Source organism: Achromobacter sp. ESBL13 (assembly GCF_036668755.1).
Lineage (GTDB): Bacteria > Pseudomonadota > Gammaproteobacteria > Burkholderiales > Burkholderiaceae_B > Achromobacter.
Window position 1 is genome coordinate 852,861 of sequence record NZ_JAZEVT010000002.1, and the last position, 21,925, is coordinate 874,785.

The window sequence follows — 21,925 nt, forward strand, 5'->3', positions numbered from 1 at the left end:
TCCCGTTTTCTCTTTGGTCATTCCCCCATGAAATCTTCCATGCGCAGCCGGCTGGAGCATCTGTGTAACCGCCTGACCGAGGTGGACGCGTTGCTGGCCCAACCGGAAACCGCGTCCGATATGGACCGTTTTCGCAAGCTCTCGCGCGAACGCGCAGAGCTTGAGCCCGTGGTCGAAGCGTTCACCGCGTTCGCCCGCACCGAAGAAGACCTGGCGACGGCGCAGGAAATGCTGTCCGACCCCGACATGAAAGCCATGGCCGAAGAGGAAATCAAATCGGGCCGAGGCAAGCTGGAAGGCCTGGAAAGCGCGTTGCAGTTGCTGTTGCTGCCGCGCGACCCCAACGACGGGCGCAGCGTGTTCCTGGAAATCCGCGCGGGCACGGGCGGCGACGAAAGCGCGCTGTTCTCGGGCGACCTGCTGCGCATGTACACCCGCTATGCGGAAGCGCGCGGCTGGCGCGTCGAGCTGATGTCGGAAAGCGCCTCGGAATTGGGCGGCTACAAGGAAGTGATTGCGCGCATTGACGGCGACGGCGCCTACGGCCGCCTGAAGTTCGAATCCGGCGCACACCGCGTGCAGCGCGTGCCGGCCACCGAAGCGCAAGGCCGCATCCACACGTCGGCCTGCACCGTGGCCGTGATGGCGGAAGCCGACGAGATGTCGGAAATCGTCATCAACGCCAACGACCTGCGCATCGACACGTTCCGCGCCAGCGGTGCGGGCGGCCAGCACATCAACAAGACCGATTCGGCGGTGCGCATCACCCACTTGCCGACCGGACTGGTGGTGGAATGCCAGGATGATCGCTCGCAGCACCGTAACAAGGACAAGGCCATGCAGGTGCTGGCCGCGCGCCTGAAAGACAAGGAAACGCGCGAGCGCCAAAGCAAGGAAGCCGCCGAGCGCAAGAGCCTGATCGGCACGGGCGACCGCTCCGAGCGCATCCGCACCTATAACTTTCCGCAGGGCCGCGTGACGGACCACCGTATCAACCTGACGCTGTACAAGTTGCAGCAGATCATGGAAGGCGACCTGGAAGAGCTGACCGGCGCGCTGATCGCCGAGCATCAGGCCGAGCAGTTGGCGGCGCTGGGCGACGACCTCTGACGCGCGCGCCATGACGACGCCCCAGCTCAAAAGCCTGCTGCTCGACACCCGCCTGCCGCGCCTGGAAGTGCGGATGCTGCTTGAGCACGTGCTGCAAAAGCCGCGTGCATGGCTGCTGGCGCACGACACCGACCCGCTGGACCCCGACGTTTCCGCCGCCTTCAACGCGTTGCTGGTGCGCCGGCTGGCGGGCGAACCGATGGCATATCTGCTGGGCCACCGCGAGTTCATGGGTCACCGATTCACCGTGACGCCCGACGTGCTGATTCCCCGTCCCGACACCGAAGTGCTGGTGGAAACCGCGCTGGAGTGCGTGGCGGGTATCGCCGGGCCTGCCGTGCTGGACCTGGGCACGGGCAGCGGCGCCATCGCCATTTCCATCGCCCTGGCCCGACGCGATGCGCGCGTGATGGCGTCCGACGTCAGCGCCGCCGCGCTGAAGGTGGCGGCGGCCAACGCGTGGGATCTGACCGCATCGGTGCGTTTCGTGGAAGGCAGCTGGTTCGATGCGGTGCCGGCCGGCGAGGGTTTCGATCTGATCGTGTCCAACCCGCCCTATGTGGCCAGCAACGACCCGCATCTGGACCAGGGCGATCTGCGCTTTGAACCTCGCGGTGCGCTGACCGACGGCGCGAGCGGGTTGCAAGACCTTAACCGCATCGTGATGGGCGCCGGCCAGCACCTCAGGCCGGGTGGCGCGCTGTGGCTGGAACACGGCTGGGACCAGGCGCAGGCGGTACGCCGCTTGCTGGCCGATGCCGGGTTCGAGAACGTGCACAGCCGCCATGACCTGGCCGGCATCGAACGAATTTCCGGCGGACGCCGGCCTGCCGCGCGCGGTTGAGCCGGGCCGTCTGTTACAAGAGTTTGGCGCGGAAAACGCGTTTGGCCTGACCCGCTTCCGGGGATTTCGGGCGGATTTTTCCGCTGTACCTATAATTGGCGTATTCCGTTATGCCTGTCCAAGAGACCACCATGAGCGACGTTCAAGAATTCATCCGCGAAACCGTGACCCAGCACCCCGTTGTGCTGTTCATGAAGGGCACCGCCCAATTCCCGCAGTGCGGCTTTTCCGGCAAGGCCATTCAAATCCTGAAGGGCTGTGGCGTGAAGAAGTTGGTCACCGTCAATGTGCTGGAAGACGACGAAGTCCGCCAGGGCATCAAGGAATTTTCCAGCTGGCCCACCATTCCCCAGCTGTACGTGGCCGGCGAATTCATCGGCGGCTCGGACATCATGAACGAGATGAATGAATCCGGCGAACTGAAGACGCTGCTGGAGCAATCCGGCGCCACGGCTTAACGCCGCGATGCGGCGGCTTGTTATCGGCATCACCGGCGCCACCGGCGCGTTGTACGCGGTGCGCATGCTGCAAGCCTTGCGCGGCGTGGAAGATGTCGAGACGCATCTGGTGGTGTCCGCCTCGGGGGTGCTGAACATCAAGCACGAGCTTGATGTCAGCCGCCACGATGTCTACGCGCTGGCCGACCACGTGCATTCGGTGCGCGACGTGGGCGCCACGCTGGCCAGCGGCGCGTTCCAGACCGCCGGCATGGTGATCGTGCCGTGTTCGATGCGCACGTTGGCGGCAGTGGCGCATGGCCTGTCCGACAACCTCATCACGCGCGCGGCCGACGTCACCTTGAAGGAACGCCGGCGGCTGGTGATGCTGGTGCGCGAAACGCCCTTCAACCTGGCGCACCTGCGCAACATGACCGCCGTGACCGAAATGGGCGGCATCGTGTTTCCGCCGCTGCCGGCCTTCTATCACCGCCCGTCGTCCATTGAAGAAATGGTGGATCACACCGTGGCGCGCGTGCTGGAATTGTTCGACATCATCGTGCCCGGCCCGCATTGGGAAGGCATGAAGTAGGCAAGTTGCTGCCAGTGTGCCGCGTGAAGTGAAACAGCCCCGCATGTGAACTGACCCCCGAAAGTTGGACGAAATCCAACCTTCGGGGGTTTTTGCATGGTGGCGGCGGCGCGGGCTTACTCGACCAGCCCCAAGCCATTGAGCGCTGCCAGGTTTTCCGGCCAATGGCGCGCCCGGGCGTTTTGCAATTCGATGCGCGCCCAGGCCATCCAGCCCGACCATTCGATGCGCTTGTCCCACGCCGTGCCCCACGCCTGCAAGGCGGCCAGGCCCGCCGCGGCATGCGTTTGGGCCGCGTCGAAATCGCCCGTGGTCAGCGCCAGTTGCGCCAGCAGCAAACGCGGTTCGCCCACCCACGGGTTATGCGCCGCGGCCGCTTCCAGCAGATGGCGCGCGCTGTCCATTTCCGTCGGCGGGTGCATGCGCGTGATGACCTGCCAATACAGCGCGCTGGCGGCGGCTTCGTCGCGCGGGCTGAGCGTGGCGCGGCACGCGTCGAAGGCGGGCGGAACGGGGATGCCGGTATCGGCCGGCATGCCGGACAAGGGCGCCAGCAAGTGCGACAGCATCGACAGGATGTTTGACGGCGGCTTCAGCGGCCCCGGCCACAACGACGATGCCCAGTTGGTTTTCAGATCACGCCGCTGCTGCCTCGGATAACCGGCAAAGATCTCGTCTTGCCAGCTGTGCCACTGTTCGCCGATGTCGGCTGCGGACACGACGATGAACGCGGCGACCTGGCGCGGCGTCAACGTAAACACGTGCCCGTCAGCGCCTTCAAGCGTCATGCCTGCACCGCCCGTACCCTGGCCCGCCAGCACGGTCTGCACGAACGTCGTGCGGGGCATGGCGCAGAACAGGCTGACCCATTCCTCGGCTTCGTCGCCCAGCACGTTGCGCAAGGTCTCGCGTTCGCGCTCGCGGTCGAACAAGGTCAGGTCCACGTATTCGTTGCCATATACGCTGTGGAACAAGCCCAGCATGCGCACTTCGCGCGGCTGGTTCCACAAGGCCAGCGTGCGGTACACGCCCAGCAGATGGTGCTTGAAGGTGCCGGCCTTGTGCCAGTCTTCACCGGCACTGCGGGCGAACAGCAAGTCCAGCAACGCGGGCAAGTCCGCGTCGATGGCCTGGTAGTGGTCGGCAAGCAGCGCGCGCGCGTGGGGGTGAAGTTCGGCGGATGTGGACATGGCGTGAATGCGGGTGATTGATGGCAGCCGCTATTGTGTCCGCATGAGGCGGGCTTGTCATGGCGCGGTGCTTTATACGATTTCGCGCATATCAATATGAATATTCATCGCTTCCGGTTTTGTAGGGCGCTGCATAGAATCGCGGGTCATTCTTTCTACTTCCAGAGATCCCTATGCGCCACATGCGCCTTCGCCATTCCCTCGCCGTATTCGCCGCCGTGCTCGGTTTTGCCGGCACCCAAGCCATGGCGCAGGACGCCGAACTGAAGGTAGGGGTCACCGTCGGCCCGCACGCGCAGATCGGCGAAGTCGTGCAGCAGGTGGCGGCCAAGCAGGGCCTGAAAGTGAAGTTGATTGAATTCAGCGATTTCATCCAGCCCAACGCCGCGCTGGACGCCAAGGAACTTGACCTGAACATCTATCAGCACAAGCCTTTTCTTGACTCGCAGAACAAGGCGCGCGGCTACAAGCTGGTGCCGGTGGCCACCGCCGTGGTGCAGCAGATGGGCGTCTATTCCAAGCGCTTGAAGTCGCTGGATGACCTGCCGCAAGGCGGCAAGGTGGCGATACCCAATGACCCCACCAACGGCGCCCGCGCGCTGCTGGTGTTGCAGGCGGCCAAGCTCATCAAGCTCAAGGACGGGGTGACGGTGACGGCGTCGCTGTTCGACATCGTCGAGAACCCCAAGCAGCTGAAGTTCATCGAGATCGAAGCGGCCCAGCTGCCGCATTCGTTGTCGGACGTGGACGCGGCGGCGGTCAACTCGGCCTACGCCATCCCGGCGGGGCTGTCGCCCGCCAAGGACGCGCTGGCGCTGGAAAGCAAGGACGCGCCCTTTGCCGCCGTGGTGATCGCCGCGCGTGAAGACAACAAGAGCGACCCGCGCATTGCGCGCTTCATCAAGGCGTACCAGTCGGACGAGGTGAAGGCGTTTGTGGCCAAGCAGTTTCCGGGAGCCTACTCCACCTCCTGGTAAGGCGTAGCGGCTGCGTCCTGCGTCCTGCGCCCGGGCGCGGCGTCGGCAATCAGGCGTATTTCCCCGTCAGCCCGCCGTCCACGACCAGCTCGGTGCCGGTGATGTACGACGCCTCGTCCGACGCCAAAAAAGCCACTGCTTTCGCCACTTCCCACGGCGTGCCCATGCGGCCCATCGGCACTTGCTTGTCGCGCGCGGCCAGCGCGGCTTGCAGGTTGTCGGGGTCGAACATGCGCGCCACGTTCTGCGCCACGCGCGGCGTGTCGATCAGCCCGGGGATCACGGTATTCACACGGATGCCGTCAGCGGCATATTGCTGCGCCGCCATGCGCGCAAAGTGAATGACGGCGGCCTTGCTGACGCTGTAGGCCAGGTGCGGGTAACCGGTGTACCGGATGCCTGCAATGGACGACACCGTGACGATGGCGCCGCCGCCCTGTTGCCGCATCACGGGCGCCAGCAGGCGCGTGGCGATCAGCAAACTGGTCACGTTCACCTGCTGGATGCGGTCCCAGTCTTGCAGCGAAATATCCTCGGGCCCGCCCACCTTGCCGATGCCCGCATTGGCTTGCAGGATGTCGATGCGACCATAGCGGCGCAGCGCGGCGTCCACCGCTGCCTGCATGGCGTCCGGGTCGGCCACGTCCGCCTGCACGGCCAGGGCGCTGCCGCCGATTTTTTCCACTTCATGGGCGGCATCCTGCGCAGCCGCCAGGTTCACGTCCAGCGCCACGATGGCTGCGCCTTGCCGCGCCATCGTCACGCAACTGGCACGGCCGATGCTCCAGCCGCTGGCGGACGCGCCTGCGCCGGCCACCAGCGCAACCTTGCCCGCCAGTCGGGTATCGGTGCCCTGCGCCGCCGTCATGCCGGTTCCCCGTCCTCGTGCTGATGCGTCTTGCCCTTGCCGACGTAAGGGATGGCGTGGTCGATGGTTTCCCAGATGTAGCGGCCCGACGGGCTTTGCTGTTCTTCCGCCACGTGCGACACCAGGCCGGCCGCGCGCGAGATCACGGCAAAGCCGCGCATCAGATTCGTGGGTACGCCGATTTCGCTAAGCAACGCGGCCACCGCGCCCGTGGCGTTGATGGTGATGTGCTTGCCATAGGTCTCGTCCACGGCGGCGGCCAGCAGGCGCAGCGCGTTCAGCGACGCGCCCTCCAGGTCCGGCTCGGCCTCGGCCAGCGCCAGCAGCTTGATGGAACGCGGGTCGTCGGGCTTGTGCAGATGGTGGCCAAAGCCGGGCAGCGCCTGGCGCTGTTCGCGGAATTCGCGCGCGATGGCCAGCGCTTCGGCACGGCCGTCCGCCGCCTGCTTGATGCGGTCCAACAGGCGCGAGCAATTTTCCATGGTGCCCACGAATTGGCTGCCCACCGCCATCAAGCCGGACGCCACCGCGCCTTGCAGGTTTTCGGGGGCGCTCATGTAGATCAGGCGCGTGGCGATGGCGCTGGGCGTCATGCCATGTTCCATTAGCGTGACCAGCACCGCGTCCACGATGCGCATGTCCACCGGGCGCGCGTCGCGGCCCAGGATCTGCATGATCATGACTTCGGTAAAGGTCTTCTCGCCGATCAGGTCGTCAACCAGATCGACGTCGCGATACGACATGCCGGTCAGGTGATGGGCGCAAAGGCGGGTTTCGGGCGTGTTCATGGCGTCTCCTTTTGTGCGGCGTCGCGCACGGCATTCTTCAGGACCTTGCCTACGCTGGAGCGTGGCAGGCTGTCGTGGATATGGAATTGCTTGGGCGTGGCGACTGGCCCCAACAGCGCGCGCACATGCGCCTTCAGCGCGTCGGTATCGGCCTGGGTGCCGGGGTGGAACTGCACGGCGGCGTGCACGGCTTCGCCCCATTTGTCGTCGGGCAGGCCGAACACCGAGCATTCGTACACGGCCGGGTGCGACGACAGCGCGTTCTCGACATCGACCGGGTACACGTTGAAGCCGCCGGTGATGATGACGTCGCGCAGCCGGTCTTTCAGGAACAGATAGCCGCGTGCGTCGATCAGGCCCGTGTCGCCGGTGTGCAGCCAGCCGTCCACCAGGGTTTCGGCGGTTTTCTCGGGCAGGCGCCAGTAGCCCGTCATCGTCAGGTCGCCCTGCACCACGACTTCGCCGATTTCACCGCGCGGCAACAGCGTGCCGTCGGGCGCCATGATGGCCACGTCGGACAGCCACGTCGCCCGCCCGACCGAGGCGCGGTTGCGCGGGTCGTTCAAGTCCGACGGGCGCAGCACGGTGGCGATTTGGGGCGCTTCGGTCTGGCCATAGGTGGTGCCCAGCACGGGGCCGAAGAAGTCGCGCGCGCGGTCTATTTTTTCGGGCGGCATCGGCGCGCCGCCGTAGATCAGGTTGCGCAGCTTGGGAAAGTCGGCGCGCGTCACGCCGTCCTGCGCCATGATCATGTAGATCAGCGTGGGCGGCATGAAGCTGAGCGTGCCGCCGCGCTCGCGAAAGGCGGCGGTGATGGTGGCCGGGGTCACGCTGTCCAGCAGCAGGTGCGCGCCGCCGCAGGCCAGTATGGGCAGCATGTAGGTGCCGGTGCCGTGCGTGATGGGCGCGGACACCACGTAGCGGTCCTCGCACGTCAGCTGCCAGCTGGCGATCTGGTTGATGATGCCGGCGTTCCACGCGCGGTATGGTTGCATGACGCCCTTGGGCAGCCCGGTCGTGCCGCCCGTGAACTTGATGGCCTGCGTGGCGTCACGGGACAGGGCGTGGCGCGTGGGCTCGTGTCCGGCGTACCGACGCAGCAGCGCGTTCAGGCGCGGGCTTGCGCCAGTGCGGTTGCTCGTGCCCTGGTCGCTGCCCGTGGAGGCGTCGGCGTCAGTGGCTGCCCCCATGTCAGCGTCCGCCCCTTCATCGTCAAGATGGATGCGTGCGCCGTCCGCCCACGGCGCCAGCGGGTCGCCGGTGGCGTCCACGATGACGATGGACGGCGTGGTGGCATCCAGGATGCGCCCGATCTCGCGCGCGGTGCTGCGATAGTTGAGCGGAACCCAGATTTTGCCGCTGGCCAGCACGGCCAGCAGCGCCAGGATGTGCCGCGCGGAATTTCCCGCGCACAGGGCCACGCGCGTTTGCGGTTCGGGGTCCAGGTCTTGCAACGCGGCCGCCAGGGCGCGGGTACGGGCGGCCAGTTCGGCGTAAGTCACCGTGCCTTCGGGCCCGTCCAGCGCAATGCGTTCGGGATACTGCTCGGCCGCGCGGAAAAAGAAATCGATCGGGTACACCCTGTGCTCCTGAAAACTAGTTGGCCTTGATGTCGGCGCGTTTGACGACGGCGGCCCATTTGTCGATTTCGCTGTCGATCTTCTTGGCGAAGGTCTCCGGCGTGTTGGGCGTGGCCGGCGCGTAGAAACCGGCCTGCTTGTAGGACGCCTGCAAGGCGGGGCTGGCCAGTGCCTGGTTCAGCGCCTCGTTCAGCCGCGTGATGACCGCCTGCGGCGTACCGGCGGGTGCGACCAGGCCAAACCACGATTCCACGTCAAAGCCCGGCAAGCCGGATTCAGCCAGCGTGGGCACGTCCGGCGTGGCGGGCAGGCGCTGCGGCGATGTCACGCCAATTGCTCGCAGCTTGCCGGCCTGCACGTGCGGCAAGGACGAGGGCAGGTTGTCGAACATGGAATCGACCTGGCCGCCCAAGAGGTCGGCCACGGCCGGGCCGCTGCCGCGATACGGCACATGCAGGATGTCGGTGCCCGTTTCCATCTTGAACAGCTCGCAAGACAGGTGGATGGACGAGCCGCTGCCGGACGATGCGCAGGTCAGCTTGCCCGGATGCGCGCGGGCATAGGCGATGTATTCCTGCACCGTCTTGACCGGCACCTTGGGATTGACCACCAGAATGTTCGGAATGGTCGCGACCAGCCCGACCGGTTTGAAGTCCTTGATGAAGTCGTAGTTCAGCTGGCTGTACAGGCTGCGGTTGATCGTGTTGGCGATGGACCCCACGTACAAGGTGTAGCCATCAGGCGCGGCGCGCGACACGATCTCCGCGCCGATATTGCTGTTGGCGCCCGTCTTGTTTTCCACGACGAAAGTCTGGCCCAGCGCCTCGGACAGCGACTTGGCCATCAAGCGCGCGACGATATCGGTGGCGCCGCCGGCCGCGTAGCCCACCACCAGCGTGACGGGGCGGTCGGGGTAGGGCTTGGCGGCCACGGCAGGGGCGCCGGCGACCAGCGCGCTGCCCAGGGTCACCGCAAAGGCGGCAAGCCGCCTTGTGAATGCAGTCTTCATGAATGTCTCCGTCCTGTTTTGTCTAATATTTGGACAGATCTTCGTCTGCCCGTTTTGATATTGGGCTTTGATGCAGGCGTCAGCAACGCAGGGTGTCCAAAATATGAACAAAGCGGAATCGGAGTCGGCATTGCAGTCCTCGGGGCCCGTGGTCTTGCGCCGGGGCCTGCGGGTGCTAGGGGTGTTGCGGCAAGCGGGGGCGGGGGGCATGCACGTCACCGACATCGCTCGCGCGGCGGGTATGCAGCGCTCTACCGCGTATCGCTACCTGGAAGTGCTGGTGCAGGAAGGCTATGCGCTGCGCGAGTCCGAGGCGCCGCGCTGGCGCATCGCGGAACTGGGCGTGATGATGGCGGGCGACCCGCATGCGCAGGCCGTGCGGGGCCTGCGGCCGGTGCTGCGCCAGATCAGCGACGTAACGGGGGATTCCGCATTTCTGATTTGCCGCGCGGCAAACGATTCGCTATGCCTGCATCGCGAAGTGGGCAATTACCCGGTGCAGGTGTTGGCGGTAACGGTGGGGCACCGCCAGCCGTTGGGCGTGGGCGCGGCCGGCCTGGCGTTGCTGGCGGCACTGCCGCCGGCCGAGGCCGATGAAGTGGTGACGCAAAACGAAAAGGCCTTGCGCGCCTATGGCGGCATGACGGGTGTGCAGATGCGGCGGCTGGTCGAGAACACGCGCGACCGGGGTTGGTCGGTGGTGGGCAACGCGGCGGTGCCCGGCGTGCTGGGTGTTGGCGTCGCCGTGTGCGACGCCAACGGTTATCCGCGACTGGCGGTCAGCGTATCCAGCCTGATCGACCGGATGCAGGCGCCGCGCCAGCGCAGCATTGCGGAACTGATCCGCGGCCAGCTGGCGCAAGACGACATCAAGCCGCGGCCGGGGTCGGCGCGCGATACGTCTTCTGGTAGTGCACCGTGAACGTATTGAACGCGTCCAGCGCCTTTTTGGGGTCGTGGCCCGGCTTGACCAGAAAGCTGCTGAAGCCGACGCGCGCCTGGTAGTGGATGGTGTCGATCATCACGTCGCCCACCGCGCGCAGTTCGCCCGTCCAGTGGTATTGCGTGCGCAAAAGCTGCGCCAGCGAATAGCCACGGCCGTCGGTGTAGTTGGGAAAGTCCACGGCGATGAAGGCGATACCGGAGGGGTCCAGCGTGCCGTCGGGCTCAGCCAGGTCACGCAGGTCGGCGTCGGGTTCCAGCAGCACGGCCACGGGATGCTTGTGGCGGCGCAAGGTGGCGCGCGAGGTTTTCCAGATGGAAAGCGGCACGATCCAGCCGGGCTCGTCGGTGGGCACCTGACCCTCGGCGGCCACTTCGGGTTCGGGCACGAAGGGACGCGCGGTGTCGGCTTGCAGGCGGCCGTCACGAATCAGGTGCGGGCCGGGGGCGTCGTGGGCGTAGAGGTCAGGCATGGGCGGGTTCGGCGCTTTGTACGGGTTTGGCGAAGGCGGGATCGGCGTAGACGTCCTGCTTGAAGGGGTCGATGCCGACGCGGTCCACCACGTCGATGAAGCGTTCGGTTTCGCTGTCGCGCAGGCCCAGGTAGGTGCGGATCAGGCGGTCGACCACGCCGGGCACCTGGTCGCGTGCGAACGAGGGGCCGATGATGCGGCCCACGGCAGCGCCGCCGCCGCGCGTGGATTCCAGGTCGGGCAGGGGCTTGGCCGCGCCGTTCTGGCGGCCACCCAGCGTGACCTGATACCACTCTTCGCCGGCCTTATCGACGCCCAGGATGCCGATGTGCCCCACGTGGTGGTGGCCACAGGAATTGATGCAGCCGGAAATGTTCAGGTCTAGTTCGCCGATTTCGAACAGGTAGTCCAGGTCGTCGAATTGGCGTTGGATGGCTTCGGCAACGGGGATGGATACGGCGTTGGCCAGCGCGCAGAAGTCGCCGCCCGGACAGGCGATGATGTTGGTCAACAGCCCGACGTTGGGCGTGGCCAGGTTCAGCGCTTCCAGCTTTTGCCAAAGCTCGTGCAGGCGGGCGCGGCGCACGTCGGCCAGGATCAGGTTCTGTTCATGCGACACGCGCAGTTCGCCGAAACCATAGGCGTCGGCCAGATCAGCCACGGCGTCCATCTGGTCGGCGGTGATGTCGCCGGGCGGCACGCCGGTGGGTTTCAGCGAGACGGTGACGGCGGCGTAGCCCGCGACCTTGTGCGCGTGCACGTTGGTGCGCAACCAGCGCGCAAAGCGCTTGTCGCCGGCGGCCAGCGCGTCGGTGTTGTCGGCATCTTGCGCGGCGGCGGCATCGTATTGCGGCCACACGAAGCGGGCCTTAATGCTGTCCACGAAGTCCTGGGTGATGGTGTCGGGGCCGTCTTTGATCAGCTGCCACTGTTCATCGACCTGCTGTGCATAGACCTCGGGCGTCAGGTCCTTGACCAGGATCTTGATGCGCGCCTTGTACTTGTTGTCGCGGCGGCCGTGCAGGTTATAGACGCGCAGCGCGGCTTGCAGATAGGTCAGCAGGTGCTGCCATTCCACAAACGGGTTGATCAGCTTGCCGACGATGGGCGTGCGGCCCATGCCGCCGCCGACCCACACGCGAAAGCCAAGCTTGCCATCGCGTTCAATGGCTTGCAGGCCGATGTCGTGCACGCCGACGGCCGCGCGGTCTTGCACGGCGCCGCTGACGGCAATCTTGAATTTTCGCGGCAGGAAGGCAAATTCGGGGTGCAGCGTGGACCACTGGCGAATGATCTCGCACCACACCAGCGGGTCGACAAGTTCATCGGGCGCGACGCCGGCGAAGTGGTCGGTGGTGGTGTTGCGGATGCAGTTGCCGCTGGTCTGGATGGCGTGCATCTGCACGGTGGCCAGTTCGGCCAGGATGTCCGGCACGTCTTCCAGGCGGGGCCAGTTGAACTGTATGTTCTGGCGGGTGCTGAAGTGGCCGTAGCCACGATCCCATTTGCGGGCGATGTGAGCTAGCGTGCGCAGTTGGCGCGACGCCAGCATGCCGTAGGGAATAGCCACGCGCAGCATGGGGGCGTGGCGTTGGATGTACAGGCCGTTCTGCAGGCGCAGAACGCGGAATTCATCTTCGGTGAGCTGGCCGTCGAGGAAGCGGCGCGTCTGATCGGCAAACTGCGCCACTCGCTGCTCGACAAGCTGCTGGTCGACGGGGTCATACACGTACATGTCTACTGCCCTTGTGGTCTTCTCGGTCTATGCCCTGTAGCGTCCGGCGCGCAGCGTCGGAAAAGGGGATTCATAACCGTAACAGCCAGCAGACGGCAGCGTCTAAGTCATTCTCGTAATAAAGAAATAAGGCCCCACGCTTCGCGCCTTCGGCGCTCTCTGCCCCCCAAGGGGGCGTTTCCTCCCTTGGGGCGGCCCGGCGGGAGGAATAAGGCCCCCACGCTTCGCGCCTTCGGCGCTCTCTGCCCCCCAAAGGGGGCGTTTCCTCCCTTGGGGCGGCCCGGCGGGAGGAATAAGGCCCCCACGCTTCGCGCCCTTCGTGCGCTCTCTGCCCCCCAAGGGGGCGTTTCCTCCCTTGGGGCGGCCCGGCGGGAGGAATAAGGCCCCCACGCTTCGCGCCCTTCGTGCGCTCTCTGCCCCCCCAAGGGGGCGTTTCCTCCCTTGGGGCGGCCCGGCGGGAGGAATAAGGCTCCCACGCTTCGCGCCCTTCGCGCGCTCTCTGCCCCCCAAGGGGGCGTTTCCTCCCTTGGGGCGGCCCGGCAAGAGGAAAGGGCCCCCGCGCAGCGCTATTACAAGGCGGCAGTCACTGCCCAGCGCGCGACCACAACCAGCAGGATCACCAGCACCGCCGCCAGCAGCAGCCCCGTTGCAATCAGCGGGCCGGGTTTGTTGTGGGCGATGTCGGCGTGGTAGCCACGGCCGCGCCGCACGCCGAAAAAACCCCAGAGCACGGAACGGACCGTGCGCAGGAAACTAAGCATATGCGCCTCGTGGCGGATGAGGGGAACAGGCACTGTAGGCGCTGGCCGGCACGCCAAACAGAGGCAGATTCGCGTCAGGCGACCGTATCAGTTGGCGGCGGCGCCGGGGTGCCGATGCCGCGCACGATGTGTTCCAGCAATTCGCGGGCGGCGGGCGAGATGTGGCGGCCGGCTCGGCTCAGCACGTGCAGGCTGCCCTGGTTCAGGATCGGGTTGGCCAGCGGCAGGCTGGCCAGGCGCTGCGCGCGCATGTCGGCGGTAACGGCGATGGGCGGCGTCAGCGCGTAACCGATGCCCGCCGCCGCGAACTGCCACAACGCCTTGAACGACGACGTCGTCAGCACGTTGCGCAAGCGCACCTGTTCACTGATCTCGGCCGCCTGGATATGTTGCCGCACGCCAAAGCCTTCCTGCATCGATGCGCCGGGGTGATCCGCAAGGTCCGTCAGCAGCAGGGGGCGGCCCAGCCGGGTCAGCGGATGGTCCTGCCGGACGATGGCGCGGATGGGCTCGGGCCGCGAGTAATGCGTGCGCAGCCGCGCGTCGTTGGGCGGCTGAAACACCAACCCTATATAGGCGCGGTCGTCCACGATGCGCTGCACGATCTCTGATGTGCGCGCCACGTCGATATCCAGCGTGACTTCCGGGTGGCTGCGCCAGTACCCCGGCAGCACGCGGTCGAACATCAATTCGACGAAGCCTTCGCCCAGCACCAGGTCGATATGGCCGCGTTCGGCTTTGCGCAGGCTGTCGATTTCAGAGAAGAAGCTCTCCTGGATGTTCTGCTGCCGTTTTACATAGCGGGCCAGGATGTGGCCTGCGTCGGTCGGCACCACGCCGCGCCCGCGCCGTTCAAACAGCGCCATGCCGCAGTCGCGTTCCAGCGCGGCGATGGCGCGGCTGACGGCGGACGGGTCCATGTCCAGCACTTCGGCGGCGCCGCGCACGGATCCCCGGCTCATGACCTGCATGAAATAGTGGGTGCGGCGGGCGTCGAGTTTTTCGTCCATGTCGGGTTCCAGGCTGGCGGGTGCGGCGGCAGACCCACAGTCGGGCCTAGGGTTTACCCTTGGAAGCGTCAATGTCGTGCAAAATTTTCCCAGGATAAGCCCCTTCGTTGCATTTTACGCAACGCTTATGCGCGGGCAATGTCATGGTTGCCTGCAACCCCCCCGGCGAAAATCCCGCCTGCCGCCGCGGCGTGGCTTTGCCCGGCACGCGCACAAAATCTACTCACGTTCATCAGGGGAAATTGATGTCTCTCGCCAGCCCCAGTCTGGCCGCGCCTTCCATGTCGCTATCCGCCCGCGTTCGAATGCTTGCCGCCATTTTGTTGGTGGTGGGCATTTCCGAAGCGATCGGCAGCGTCACGTTTTCGGTGGGCCCGGGCAAGATCGTTCTGCAACCGATGCTTTGGGCCATCTTCATCGGCGCCATCGTGGCGGCTTTTGGCCAGCGGCTGCCCGTGGGCGCCGGCATCGACAAGGCCATGCAGACCCGCATCAGCGGCTATCTGCAATACGCCTTGCTGCCCTTCCTGGCCAAGCTGGGCCTGATGGTGGGCGGCGCGTTGCCGCAGGTGCGCGAAGCCGGCTGGGCGCTGGTGTTCCAGGAATTCGGCCATTTCTTCGGCACCATGGCCATCGGCTTGCCGTTGGCGCTGTTGCTGGGCATCAAGCGCGAGGCCATCGGCGCCACGTTCTCGGTGGGCCGCGAGCCCAGCCTGGCCATCATCGGCGAACGCTACGGCATGAATTCGCCCGAAGGCCGTGGCGTGATGGCCGAGTACATCACCGGCACGGTGATCGGCGCGCTGTTCGTCGCGTTGATGGCGGGCTTCATCACCAGCCTGAACATTTTTGATCCGCGCTCGCTCGCCATGGGCGCCGGCGTGGGCTCCGGCAGCATGATGGCCGCGGGCGTGGGCGCCATCGCCTCTCAGCAGACGCCTGAAATGGCGCATCAGGTGGCCGCGCTGGCCGCCGCCGCCAACCTGCTGACGACCGTGGTGGGCGTGTACTTCACCCTCTTCATCTCGCTGCCGACCACGATCTTCCTGTACGGCAAGCTGGAGCCGGTGCTGGGCCGCTGGTCGCGCGGCAAGGCGTCCGAATCGGTCGTGGACAACAGCGTGTCCGAGGACGTGCCGGCGCATAACGCCAAGATGGGTTTTGGCGACCGCCTGACCGCCTACGTCATCTGCGGCCTGTTCGCGCTGGTGGGCAACCGCCTGGGCTACAACGTGCCGTTCATGGACGCGTTGCCGGGCATGGGCATCATCATCCTGCTGGTGGTGCTGACCGACCTGGTCCTGCGTGTCGTGCCCAAGCTGCCGGCGGTGTTCGTGCTGTCGCTGATCGCCATGACGGCCGGGTGCCCCGGCGTGCTGCCGTACTCGGACCAGATCATCGCGCTGGTCGGCAAGGTGAATTTCCTGCCGTTCACCACGGTGATCCTGGCCATGGCCGGGCTGTCGATCCTGAAAGACCTGCCGGCATTTCGCAAGCTGGGCTGGAAGATCGTGGTGGTGTCCCTGGCCGCCAACGCCGGCACCTTCATGGGCGCCACGATGATCGCGGAATTCTTCCACTGATCGATCCGCGCGGGGCGGCGCCGATGGTGCCGCGCTGAATCGCGAACGAAAAAGCCGCCTGGCATTGTCAGGCGGCTTTTTCGTTGGGGGCGCGCGGCGTGTTTCGTTGGGGCCGTGGGCAGGCGCGGGTTGCCAAGCGCGCGGCGGCGGGGCCCCGGCACCCGCCCGCGATGGCGTCTCAGGACAGGCGTGGGGCGGTGCCCGAGCGATAGCGCGCGTTGTCTGTGACGTTTTCCGTCGGCCCGATGTTGGCGACCGCCGGCACGGCGACGGCGGCGGCCTTCACGGCCACGGCCGCCTGCAATTCCACCTGCGGGTTGGCCATCGCAACGCGATACGGCTGCAACGGCGTCAGCCCTTCGATGGTGCCCAGATCGTTCGGGTTGCCGGCGCGCTGGGCGACAGGATCGGATTGCGCCGCATAGGCGTCCAGCGCGCGGCGCAAACGCGCATCGGCGAATTGATCGCGCAGGATATCGGGGTTGAATACGTCGGCCGCCAGTGGCGCGTCCACCGCCAACGGCCCCCGCGCGTCGGCGCGCAGGCCGGTGTGTGCAGTGGTGTCGGTATGGGTATTGGCGGCCGGTCGGGTCCGCGCGGCCTCGGTGGCTTCGCGCGCGCGGGCAAGGCGTTGCGCTTCCCAGGCGGCTTGGGCCTGCTTGCTGCGCTGGGCTTCGCGAAGCGCAGCCTCTCGCACGGCGGCTTCCCGTGCCACGCGCTCGGCTTCAAACGTGGGTCGGGTGTCGTCCACCAGCGGCACGCGCGCCGGATAGGGCGCGGCAACACGGGTAATGGACGAGATCGCGGAGACGTTCATTGTTGCTCCCTGTGCAAGTCGACAAGACCCGATTCGTCGGGTCTGCCGGGGGCTGACATGGGGAAAATTTACCGCGTTGCGGGCGCGGCGTCGTGTCAGCCCGTCGCACTAGGAGTCAAGGCGTAACCGCGTCAGACGGGCGGCAGCGTCGCCTGCATGGAGGGGCGGGCGTTGAAGGTCTTGAACCAGGCGGCAACGCCCGGGTGCGTGGCGCGCCAGTCGTAGTCGGCAAAGCGGAAGTCCAGATAGCCCAGGGCGCAGCCGATGGCAATCGTGCCGATGTCCATGCGGCCGTCCAGGCGGACCACGTCTTTTTCCAGCTGGGCCAGGGCGTCGTGCGCCTTGCTCAGTTGGCCATCAACCCAGTCGGTCCAGCGCAGGGCTTCGGGGCGCAGCGCCACTTCATAGCGCGCCAGCAACGCGGCGTCCATGACGCCATCGCCCAAGGCCTGGTCGGCCAGGGCCTGCCAGCGCGCGGGGCCGTTTGCAGGGAACAGCGTGCCGCCGCCCAGGTCGTTCAGAAATTCACAGATGACGCGGCTGTCGTACAGCACTTGGCCGTCGTCCGTGATCAAGGTGGGCACCTTGCCCAGCGGGTTGCTGGGAATGATGCTTTTGTCGCGGGCGACGGGGCCGGCGGCGCTGGGAAGTTTCTCGATGCGGTCGGTCAGGGCCAATTCGTGCGCAATGACCATGCATTTACGCACGAAGGGCGAAGCCGGCGAGAAGAACAATTTCATATCGGTCCTTGGGGTTGCGTAACGTCTTTAAGGAAAGCGAAAAGCAGCCGCAAGCGTACCGGATATGAGGCTTATTCGGTGACGCCGGTTTCCAGGCAGGGGTTGAATTCGCCGGTTTCCGGATCGCGCAGGAACAGCACACCGGTGGCCACGCCGAAGTACGTGCCATGCAATTCCAGTTCGCCCTTTTCAACGCGGCGGCGAATCGACGGGAACGTCATCAGGTTGTTCAGGCTGTGTTCGACCACGGCTAGTTCCAGGCGCTTGAGCTTGGTCTGGCGGTCGCCGCTGCCGGGGCCCAGGCGTTCGGCCACGGGTTCGATCTGCGACATCCATTTGCCGATGAAGTCGCCCTTGGACAACGGCTTGGCGTCGTCGAAGAACGAGCGGATGCCGCCGCAGGAGGCGTGGCCCAGCACGACGATGTGCTTGACGTTCAGGCCATTGACCGCGAATTCGATCGCGGCGCTGGTGCCGTGATAGGACGATTCCGAATCCGGCTCACAGGGCGGAACCAGGTTGGCCACGTTGCGCACGACGAACATCTCGCCGGGGCCGGCGTCAAAGATCACTTCGGGCGACACGCGGGAATCGCAGCAGCCAATAAGAAGAATTTCCGGGCTTTGCCCGAGTTCAGCCAGCTTCTGATAACGGCTGCTTTCCGAGTGGAAACGGCCGTCCAGGAACGATTGATAGCCTTCGGTGAGTCTTTTGGGGAACATGATGGTCACTTCCTAGGAACAGGGCCAGGCTTGCTGGCACGCCGACAGACGCAATAAGGGGCTTCGTTTGGAAGCCCCTGTTATCGAGTCGACAAGCGGAATTTTCCCATATTTGTCCCTACAACCCCCTGTCTAAACCCTGATCAGATCAGGGTTTTTTGGCGTTGTCTCCGTCATCGACTATTGCGCCCGCACGTCCAGCACCGTGACCTTGGTGAATTTCAGCGGCGTCATCGCCTTGACCAGGCGGATCTGCCCCGGGGGAATCGGGCCGATCACGTCGTCGTTCACCCGGCCCACCTCGCGTCCCTGGGCGTCGTACAGCACATACGTCAGCACCGCGCTGGACACCGGCCTGCCGGACAGGTTGGCCAGCGAACCCGTGATGGTGGACATGTTCATATTGGTGTCGCGCACCGCCTGCACATTGCCCAGCGTGACGCCGTAAGTCAGGCTTTGCGCCCCCGCGGCGCCGGACAGGCCGGCAAGCAAAAGAACAAAGGCATGGGCAAGTTTCATGGCGGTCTCCTGGTGTGCCGGCGTAGGGGGCGCTTGACTGTCCGCGCCGCCGTTTGCGCCGTCCGCGCATCAAGCGGACAGGGCTATCTCACTCCTTTCCCCGTCCACGCACAACGGGTCAAAAGGATGAATCGGTAACAGGTTGCGTGGGTTGTTCCCATAATCGTCGCTTACTGACAAGGATGCGTCGGAATGTCTCCAAATTAAGATCTTTCGGCGTTGTCTTTTCCTAACTTTTCGATGCTTGCCGCGTGGGGCGGTTTGTTCGATGATGGCGGGGCCGGCACGTGGCCGGTCGCTCGTCCGGGTGCATGCTTCCACGCAAACGGGCGCCTAACGCAAGGGAGAAACTCATGCTTTCCCGTACTAGCCAGCTGGCCTCGGCCATTGTGTTGTCCGCATGTTTTTTCGGGGCCCATGCCCAGACCCCCGCCGCGCCCGCGCCCGCCAAGACGCCCACGCCGCAACAGCAGCGCATGGCCGACTGCAACAAGTCCGCCACCGGTAAAACGGGCGATGACCGCAAGGCCTACATGAGCAGCTGCCTGAAGGGCGAGGCCCCCGCGGCCGAAAAGAAGCTGACGCCGCAGCAGCAGAAAATGAAGGACTGCAACGCCAAGGCCGGCGACCAAAAGCTGACCGGCGATGCGCGCAAGACCTTCATGAGCACCTGCCTGAAGGGTTGAAATCCTTCCACGAATAAAAAAAGCGCCAGGTTGTCGTCTGGCGCTTTTTTTGCGTGGTCCACTGCCGTGGACTTACACCGTGGCAATCGGCGTGACCGGCGAGCCGATCGCGTGCGGCAGGCGCAGCGGCGGGGCGGTCAGCATGAAGTGGTGGCGACCGTTGGCATGCAGAAAGTCCGCCAGATCCTTCAAATACCAAAGCTCCGCCAACGGCAGGCCCAGCTTGAACAGGCAGTGGTGGTGCAGCGGCAGCATGGCGCGCGGGCCGGTCTTTTCCCGCGCCGGATAGGCTTCGACCGCGTAGTTGTCGGCGCAGATTGCGGCGATGCCGCTGTCCGTGATCCATTGCAGCAAGGCCGTGTCGGTGCCGTCCAGCGCGGCGCCGTAGGTGTGCAGCACTTCGGGGGCCGGCGTGCCGTTCATGGCGACGACGGCCTCGGCGTAGCCCGTGCGCAGCACCAGCATGTCGCCGCGTTCGACGGTGATGCCGTCCGTGTTCAGCACATGCATCAGTTCGGCGTGGCCGATCAGCGTGCGGCCCGGGCCGTAGTGGCGGAACAGGTCCACCAGCACGCCGCGCCCCTGCATGCCTTTTTGCGCCAGGTTTTCAACGCCCAGCTTCAGCGCGGCGGACGGGCCGCCGGTTGAGCAACCGCAGCCGGTATGTTCGCTGTCGGCCGGGCCGACCACGTCCACGCCCGCCTGAAAACCGTTGTAGTAGCGCAGTTCCGGCGTGCCGTCGCCATCGGCGTCAAACAGCGCGCCCACGTGCGCCAGCGCGTCCCACTGCGTGGAATATTGCATCGACAGCAGCACCTGGTCGTCGCTAAGCACGTCCACCGCATCCGGGTTGACGTTGCGCAGGGGAAAGTTCAGGTACGGCGTGTCGGCCAGCCGCGTCGGGCTTAGTTGCGGCGGGTGGCGGCGCGGGTTCAGCACGTTGCCGCCGGGCAGGTCCAGCGGCAGCGACAGGCAGAACGTCTTGCCCGCGCGGATCTCGCGCGCGCCCTTCAGCACTTGTTCTTCGGTAATGAGATTCAAACGGCCCAGTTGGTCGTCGGGTCCGAAGTCGCCCCAGTTGGAGCCTTCGGGCCGATGTTTCCAGCGCTGCATGCGGTTACTCCGTCAGGAAGTCGACGACCGCGCGGGTGAAGGCTTCCGGTTGCTCCCAGTTCGAAATATGAGAGGTGTTCAATTCGACATAGCGGGCGCCGGCGATGGCGGCGGCCAGTTCCCGGCCTTGCACGGGTGTGGCGGCCATATCGTGCGAGCTGCTGATGACCAGCGTGGGCGCGGTGATGGCCGACACTTGATCGCGGTAGTCGGCGTCGCGCAGCGCGGCGCAGTTGGCCGAATAGCCGGCGTCTGGCGTGCGGCGCAGCATGTCGATCAGCACTTGCGTCAGGCCCGGTTCGGCGGCGCGGTAGTCGTCGGTCAACCAGCGTTCCACGAGCGTGGGCGCCATCTTTTCCAGGGTCTGATCAGCCACGGCGGCGATGCGGGTGCTCCAGCCTTCCACCGACCCGATGCGCGCGGCGGTGTTGCACAGGATCAGCTTGCCAACCAGTTCCGGGTGGGCCAGCGCCAGCGCGATGCCGGTGGGGCCGCCCATCGACAGCCCGCAGAAATGCGCGCGCTTGATGTTCAGATGCGCCAGCAGTTCGGCGACGTCGCCGGCCAGCTGCTCAAACGTGTATTCGCCGTCGGGAATCGACGACTTGCCGTGGCCGCGCGTGTCGTAGCGCAGCACACGAAAGTGCTTGGTCAGTTCGGGAATCTGGCGCGCCCACATGTCGGAGCAGGTGCCCAGCGAATTGGAAAGCACAAGCACCGGCGCGTCGGCGGGGCCATCGATGACGTAGAACAGCCGGGCCTGGCTGAGATCGGCGTAAGCCATGTGGGGATACCTCGGATGAGAACGCGGCCGCGCAAGGGCGGCCGCGACAGGATTACAGGTGGCAGGTGCCGTCGACGTAGGCTTTGCGCCAGCGCGTGATGGTCACGCGGTCGAACAGATCGGCTTGCGAAAACGGGTCGGCGTCGATGAACTGCTGCGCGGCTTCGCGCGTGTCCAGGTCAACGATGTACAGGCCGCCGCCGGCGTCCTTGCCGTCGTCTTGCAGCTTGGCGCCGCACGCCAGCAGCAGCTGCTTGTTGGCGTCCAGGTATTCCAGGTGCGCCGCGCGATGTTGCTGGCGCACTTCCTGGTGGTTGGGCTTGTCGAACGTTTCGATGATGTAGGGCATGAAGTGCTCCTGTCAGATCGCCGAGGGATGGCGCGCCAGCGCCGTGACGTTGATGTCCATGTACGGAAACAGCGGCAGCGACGACAGCAGCGTGTGCAGTTCGTCATTGCTTTCGACGTCGAAAATGCTGACGTTGGCGTAGCGGCCCACCACGCGCCACAGCTCTTTCCACTTGCCGTCGCGTTGCAGTTGTTGGGCCAGCGCCTTTTCGTCCGCCTTGAGCTTGTCGGCGCGTTCGGCCGGCATGTCGACGGGAAGATTGACCTGCATTTGAACCATGAACAACATGATGGGGA

General features: G+C 65.6%; 25 protein-coding genes. 8 read left to right on the forward strand and 17 right to left on the reverse strand.

Annotation, left to right across the window (positions count from 1 at the left end; all coding sequences use genetic code 11):
• Positions 1 to 27: 27 nt before the first annotated feature.
• The 4 genes from prfA to V6F88_RS12735 all read left to right on the forward strand — a co-directional run bounded on the left by prfA (position 28) and on the right by V6F88_RS12735 (position 2,983).
• Positions 28 to 1,110, forward strand: coding sequence for a peptide chain release factor 1 (gene prfA, locus V6F88_RS12720; RefSeq protein WP_332609884.1), 1,083 nt, complete (start codon positions 28 to 30; stop codon positions 1,108 to 1,110).
• 10 nt (positions 1,111 to 1,120) lie between these two features.
• A complete protein-coding gene (prmC, locus tag V6F88_RS12725) occupies positions 1,121 to 1,954 on the forward strand; it encodes a peptide chain release factor N(5)-glutamine methyltransferase (RefSeq protein ID WP_332609885.1) in 834 nt (277 codons plus the stop codon).
• Positions 1,955 to 2,085: 131 nt separating this feature from the next.
• Positions 2,086 to 2,412 (forward strand): Grx4 family monothiol glutaredoxin, encoded by a 327-nt coding sequence (grxD, locus tag V6F88_RS12730; RefSeq protein WP_006227137.1) that lies wholly within the window; start codon positions 2,086 to 2,088, stop codon positions 2,410 to 2,412.
• 7 nt (positions 2,413 to 2,419) lie between these two features.
• Complete coding sequence (locus tag V6F88_RS12735) at positions 2,420 to 2,983, forward strand: UbiX family flavin prenyltransferase (protein WP_332609886.1); 564 nt, start codon at positions 2,420 to 2,422, stop codon at positions 2,981 to 2,983.
• Positions 2,984 to 3,099: 116 nt separating this feature from the next.
• On the opposite strand, the gene V6F88_RS12740 is transcribed toward V6F88_RS12735, so the two are convergent.
• Positions 3,100 to 4,173 (reverse strand): DUF6817 domain-containing protein, encoded by a 1,074-nt coding sequence (locus V6F88_RS12740; protein WP_332609887.1) that lies wholly within the window; start codon positions 4,171 to 4,173, stop codon positions 3,100 to 3,102.
• 182 nt (positions 4,174 to 4,355) lie between these two features.
• Here V6F88_RS12740 and V6F88_RS12745 point away from each other — a divergent pair, with 182 nt between their 5' ends.
• The gene (locus tag V6F88_RS12745; protein WP_332610265.1) at positions 4,356 to 5,150 is read left to right on the forward strand and encodes a MetQ/NlpA family ABC transporter substrate-binding protein; all 795 of its coding nucleotides are present in this window, start codon (positions 4,356 to 4,358) and stop codon (positions 5,148 to 5,150) included.
• Between the two features lie 49 nt (positions 5,151 to 5,199).
• Here V6F88_RS12745 and V6F88_RS12750 read toward each other — a convergent pair whose 3' ends face one another.
• Genes V6F88_RS12750 through V6F88_RS12765 form a run of 4 tightly spaced genes read right to left on the reverse strand, consistent with a single transcriptional unit; the run spans position 5,200 to position 9,395 of the window.
• Positions 5,200 to 6,018 (reverse strand): SDR family NAD(P)-dependent oxidoreductase, encoded by an 819-nt coding sequence (locus V6F88_RS12750; protein WP_332609889.1) that lies wholly within the window; start codon positions 6,016 to 6,018, stop codon positions 5,200 to 5,202.
• Complete coding sequence (locus tag V6F88_RS12755) at positions 6,015 to 6,806, reverse strand: citryl-CoA lyase (protein WP_332609891.1); 792 nt, start codon at positions 6,804 to 6,806, stop codon at positions 6,015 to 6,017. Before V6F88_RS12755 ends, V6F88_RS12750 begins: the two co-directional genes overlap by 4 nt.
• Complete coding sequence (locus tag V6F88_RS12760; protein WP_332609893.1) at positions 6,803 to 8,386, reverse strand: class I adenylate-forming enzyme family protein; 1,584 nt, start codon at positions 8,384 to 8,386, stop codon at positions 6,803 to 6,805. The genes V6F88_RS12755 and V6F88_RS12760 overlap by 4 nt, the downstream gene beginning before the upstream one ends.
• 16 nt (positions 8,387 to 8,402) lie before the next feature.
• Positions 8,403 to 9,395 carry a Bug family tripartite tricarboxylate transporter substrate binding protein gene (locus V6F88_RS12765; RefSeq protein WP_332609894.1) on the reverse strand — a complete coding sequence of 331 codons (993 nt, stop codon included), beginning with the start codon at positions 9,393 to 9,395 and terminating at the stop codon, positions 8,403 to 8,405.
• 103 nt (positions 9,396 to 9,498) lie between these two features.
• Between V6F88_RS12765 and V6F88_RS12770 the strand changes: the two genes are divergently transcribed.
• Positions 9,499 to 10,317 (forward strand): IclR family transcriptional regulator, encoded by an 819-nt coding sequence (locus V6F88_RS12770; RefSeq protein ID WP_332609896.1) that lies wholly within the window; start codon positions 9,499 to 9,501, stop codon positions 10,315 to 10,317.
• On the opposite strand, the gene V6F88_RS12775 is transcribed toward V6F88_RS12770, so the two are convergent.
• From V6F88_RS12775 to V6F88_RS12790, 4 genes are all read right to left on the reverse strand, one after another.
• Positions 10,265 to 10,810, reverse strand: coding sequence for a DUF934 domain-containing protein (locus V6F88_RS12775; RefSeq protein ID WP_332609897.1), 546 nt, complete (start codon positions 10,808 to 10,810; stop codon positions 10,265 to 10,267). The genes V6F88_RS12770 and V6F88_RS12775 overlap by 53 nt on opposite strands.
• The gene (locus tag V6F88_RS12780; protein ID WP_332609898.1) at positions 10,803 to 12,545 is read right to left on the reverse strand and encodes a nitrite/sulfite reductase; all 1,743 of its coding nucleotides are present in this window, start codon (positions 12,543 to 12,545) and stop codon (positions 10,803 to 10,805) included. Before V6F88_RS12780 ends, V6F88_RS12775 begins: the two co-directional genes overlap by 8 nt.
• 569 nt (positions 12,546 to 13,114) lie before the next feature.
• Positions 13,115 to 13,306 carry a DUF2970 domain-containing protein gene (locus V6F88_RS12785; protein ID WP_332609899.1) on the reverse strand — a complete coding sequence of 64 codons (192 nt, stop codon included), beginning with the start codon at positions 13,304 to 13,306 and terminating at the stop codon, positions 13,115 to 13,117.
• Positions 13,307 to 13,380: 74 nt separating this feature from the next.
• Positions 13,381 to 14,316, reverse strand: coding sequence for a LysR family transcriptional regulator (locus V6F88_RS12790; protein WP_104141679.1), 936 nt, complete (start codon positions 14,314 to 14,316; stop codon positions 13,381 to 13,383).
• A 245-nt stretch (positions 14,317 to 14,561) separates the two neighbouring features.
• On the opposite strand from V6F88_RS12790, the gene V6F88_RS12795 reads away from it, so the two are divergent.
• A complete protein-coding gene (locus tag V6F88_RS12795) occupies positions 14,562 to 15,899 on the forward strand; it encodes a DUF3100 domain-containing protein (RefSeq protein WP_332609900.1) in 1,338 nt (445 codons plus the stop codon).
• A 178-nt stretch (positions 15,900 to 16,077) separates the two neighbouring features.
• Here V6F88_RS12795 and V6F88_RS12800 read toward each other — a convergent pair whose 3' ends face one another.
• The 4 genes from V6F88_RS12800 to V6F88_RS12815 form a co-directional block, all read right to left on the reverse strand.
• Positions 16,078 to 16,716, reverse strand: coding sequence for a hypothetical protein (locus V6F88_RS12800; protein WP_332609901.1), 639 nt, complete (start codon positions 16,714 to 16,716; stop codon positions 16,078 to 16,080).
• Between the two features lie 131 nt (positions 16,717 to 16,847).
• Positions 16,848 to 17,456: a glutathione S-transferase gene (locus V6F88_RS12805; protein ID WP_332609902.1), complete on the reverse strand. Its 609-nt coding sequence runs from the start codon at positions 17,454 to 17,456 to the stop codon at positions 16,848 to 16,850.
• 71 nt (positions 17,457 to 17,527) lie between these two features.
• Positions 17,528 to 18,178 carry a carbonic anhydrase gene (locus V6F88_RS12810; protein WP_332609903.1) on the reverse strand — a complete coding sequence of 217 codons (651 nt, stop codon included), beginning with the start codon at positions 18,176 to 18,178 and terminating at the stop codon, positions 17,528 to 17,530.
• A gap of 180 nt (positions 18,179 to 18,358) precedes the next feature.
• Positions 18,359 to 18,697 (reverse strand): FxLYD domain-containing protein, encoded by a 339-nt coding sequence (locus tag V6F88_RS12815; protein WP_046803256.1) that lies wholly within the window; start codon positions 18,695 to 18,697, stop codon positions 18,359 to 18,361.
• Between the two features lie 353 nt (positions 18,698 to 19,050).
• Between V6F88_RS12815 and V6F88_RS12820 the strand changes: the two genes are divergently transcribed.
• On the forward strand, positions 19,051 to 19,383 hold the full coding sequence (locus tag V6F88_RS12820) for a PsiF family protein (protein WP_332609904.1): 333 nt from the start codon (positions 19,051 to 19,053) through the stop codon (positions 19,381 to 19,383).
• 72 nt (positions 19,384 to 19,455) lie between these two features.
• On the opposite strand, the gene V6F88_RS12825 is transcribed toward V6F88_RS12820, so the two are convergent.
• From V6F88_RS12825 to catC, 4 genes are read right to left on the reverse strand one after another with little or no spacing between them, the layout of a single operon-like run.
• Positions 19,456 to 20,496, reverse strand: a complete 1,041-nt coding sequence (locus V6F88_RS12825) for a cyclase family protein (protein ID WP_332609905.1) — start codon at positions 20,494 to 20,496, stop codon at positions 19,456 to 19,458.
• A 4-nt stretch (positions 20,497 to 20,500) separates the two neighbouring features.
• Positions 20,501 to 21,280 (reverse strand): 3-oxoadipate enol-lactonase, encoded by a 780-nt coding sequence (pcaD, locus tag V6F88_RS12830; RefSeq protein ID WP_332609907.1) that lies wholly within the window; start codon positions 21,278 to 21,280, stop codon positions 20,501 to 20,503.
• 52 nt (positions 21,281 to 21,332) lie between these two features.
• Positions 21,333 to 21,629, reverse strand: a complete 297-nt coding sequence (locus V6F88_RS12835; RefSeq protein ID WP_332609909.1) for a YciI family protein — start codon at positions 21,627 to 21,629, stop codon at positions 21,333 to 21,335.
• A gap of 12 nt (positions 21,630 to 21,641) precedes the next feature.
• Positions 21,642 to 21,917 carry a muconolactone Delta-isomerase gene (gene catC / locus V6F88_RS12840; RefSeq protein ID WP_315526967.1) on the reverse strand — a complete coding sequence of 92 codons (276 nt, stop codon included), beginning with the start codon at positions 21,915 to 21,917 and terminating at the stop codon, positions 21,642 to 21,644.
• Between the last annotated feature and the right edge of the window lie 8 nt (positions 21,918 to 21,925).

Bases quoted from the DNA above. Each gene is read 5' to 3' on its own strand.
- prfA (WP_332609884.1), top strand. From the start codon at position 28: ATGAAATCTTCCATGCGCAGCCGGCTGGAGCATCTGTGTAACCGCCTG.
- prmC (WP_332609885.1), top strand. From the start codon at position 1,121: ATGACGACGCCCCAGCTCAAAAGCCTGCTGCTCGACACCCGCCTGCCG.
- grxD (WP_006227137.1), top strand. From the start codon at position 2,086: ATGAGCGACGTTCAAGAATTCATCCGCGAAACCGTGACCCAGCACCCC.
- V6F88_RS12735 (WP_332609886.1), top strand. From the start codon at position 2,420: ATGCGGCGGCTTGTTATCGGCATCACCGGCGCCACCGGCGCGTTGTAC.
- V6F88_RS12740 (WP_332609887.1), bottom strand. From the start codon at position 4,173: ATGTCCACATCCGCCGAACTTCACCCCCACGCGCGCGCGCTGCTTGCC.
- V6F88_RS12745 (WP_332610265.1), top strand. From the start codon at position 4,356: ATGCGCCTTCGCCATTCCCTCGCCGTATTCGCCGCCGTGCTCGGTTTT.
- V6F88_RS12750 (WP_332609889.1), bottom strand. From the start codon at position 6,018: ATGACGGCGGCGCAGGGCACCGATACCCGACTGGCGGGCAAGGTTGCG.
- V6F88_RS12755 (WP_332609891.1), bottom strand. From the start codon at position 6,806: ATGAACACGCCCGAAACCCGCCTTTGCGCCCATCACCTGACCGGCATG.
- V6F88_RS12765 (WP_332609894.1), bottom strand. From the start codon at position 9,395: ATGAAGACTGCATTCACAAGGCGGCTTGCCGCCTTTGCGGTGACCCTG.
- V6F88_RS12770 (WP_332609896.1), top strand. From the start codon at position 9,499: ATGAACAAAGCGGAATCGGAGTCGGCATTGCAGTCCTCGGGGCCCGTG.
- V6F88_RS12775 (WP_332609897.1), bottom strand. From the start codon at position 10,810: ATGCCTGACCTCTACGCCCACGACGCCCCCGGCCCGCACCTGATTCGT.
- V6F88_RS12780 (WP_332609898.1), bottom strand. From the start codon at position 12,545: ATGTACGTGTATGACCCCGTCGACCAGCAGCTTGTCGAGCAGCGAGTG.
- V6F88_RS12785 (WP_332609899.1), bottom strand. From the start codon at position 13,306: ATGCTTAGTTTCCTGCGCACGGTCCGTTCCGTGCTCTGGGGTTTTTTC.
- V6F88_RS12790 (WP_104141679.1), bottom strand. From the start codon at position 14,316: ATGGACGAAAAACTCGACGCCCGCCGCACCCACTATTTCATGCAGGTC.
- V6F88_RS12795 (WP_332609900.1), top strand. From the start codon at position 14,562: ATGTCTCTCGCCAGCCCCAGTCTGGCCGCGCCTTCCATGTCGCTATCC.
- V6F88_RS12800 (WP_332609901.1), bottom strand. From the start codon at position 16,716: ATGAACGTCTCCGCGATCTCGTCCATTACCCGTGTTGCCGCGCCCTAT.
- V6F88_RS12805 (WP_332609902.1), bottom strand. From the start codon at position 17,456: ATGAAATTGTTCTTCTCGCCGGCTTCGCCCTTCGTGCGTAAATGCATG.
- V6F88_RS12810 (WP_332609903.1), bottom strand. From the start codon at position 18,178: ATGTTCCCCAAAAGACTCACCGAAGGCTATCAATCGTTCCTGGACGGC.
- V6F88_RS12815 (WP_046803256.1), bottom strand. From the start codon at position 18,697: ATGAAACTTGCCCATGCCTTTGTTCTTTTGCTTGCCGGCCTGTCCGGC.
- V6F88_RS12820 (WP_332609904.1), top strand. From the start codon at position 19,051: ATGCTTTCCCGTACTAGCCAGCTGGCCTCGGCCATTGTGTTGTCCGCA.
- V6F88_RS12825 (WP_332609905.1), bottom strand. From the start codon at position 20,496: ATGCAGCGCTGGAAACATCGGCCCGAAGGCTCCAACTGGGGCGACTTC.
- pcaD (WP_332609907.1), bottom strand. From the start codon at position 21,280: ATGGCTTACGCCGATCTCAGCCAGGCCCGGCTGTTCTACGTCATCGAT.
- V6F88_RS12835 (WP_332609909.1), bottom strand. From the start codon at position 21,629: ATGCCCTACATCATCGAAACGTTCGACAAGCCCAACCACCAGGAAGTG.
- catC (WP_315526967.1), bottom strand. From the start codon at position 21,917: ATGTTGTTCATGGTTCAAATGCAGGTCAATCTTCCCGTCGACATGCCG.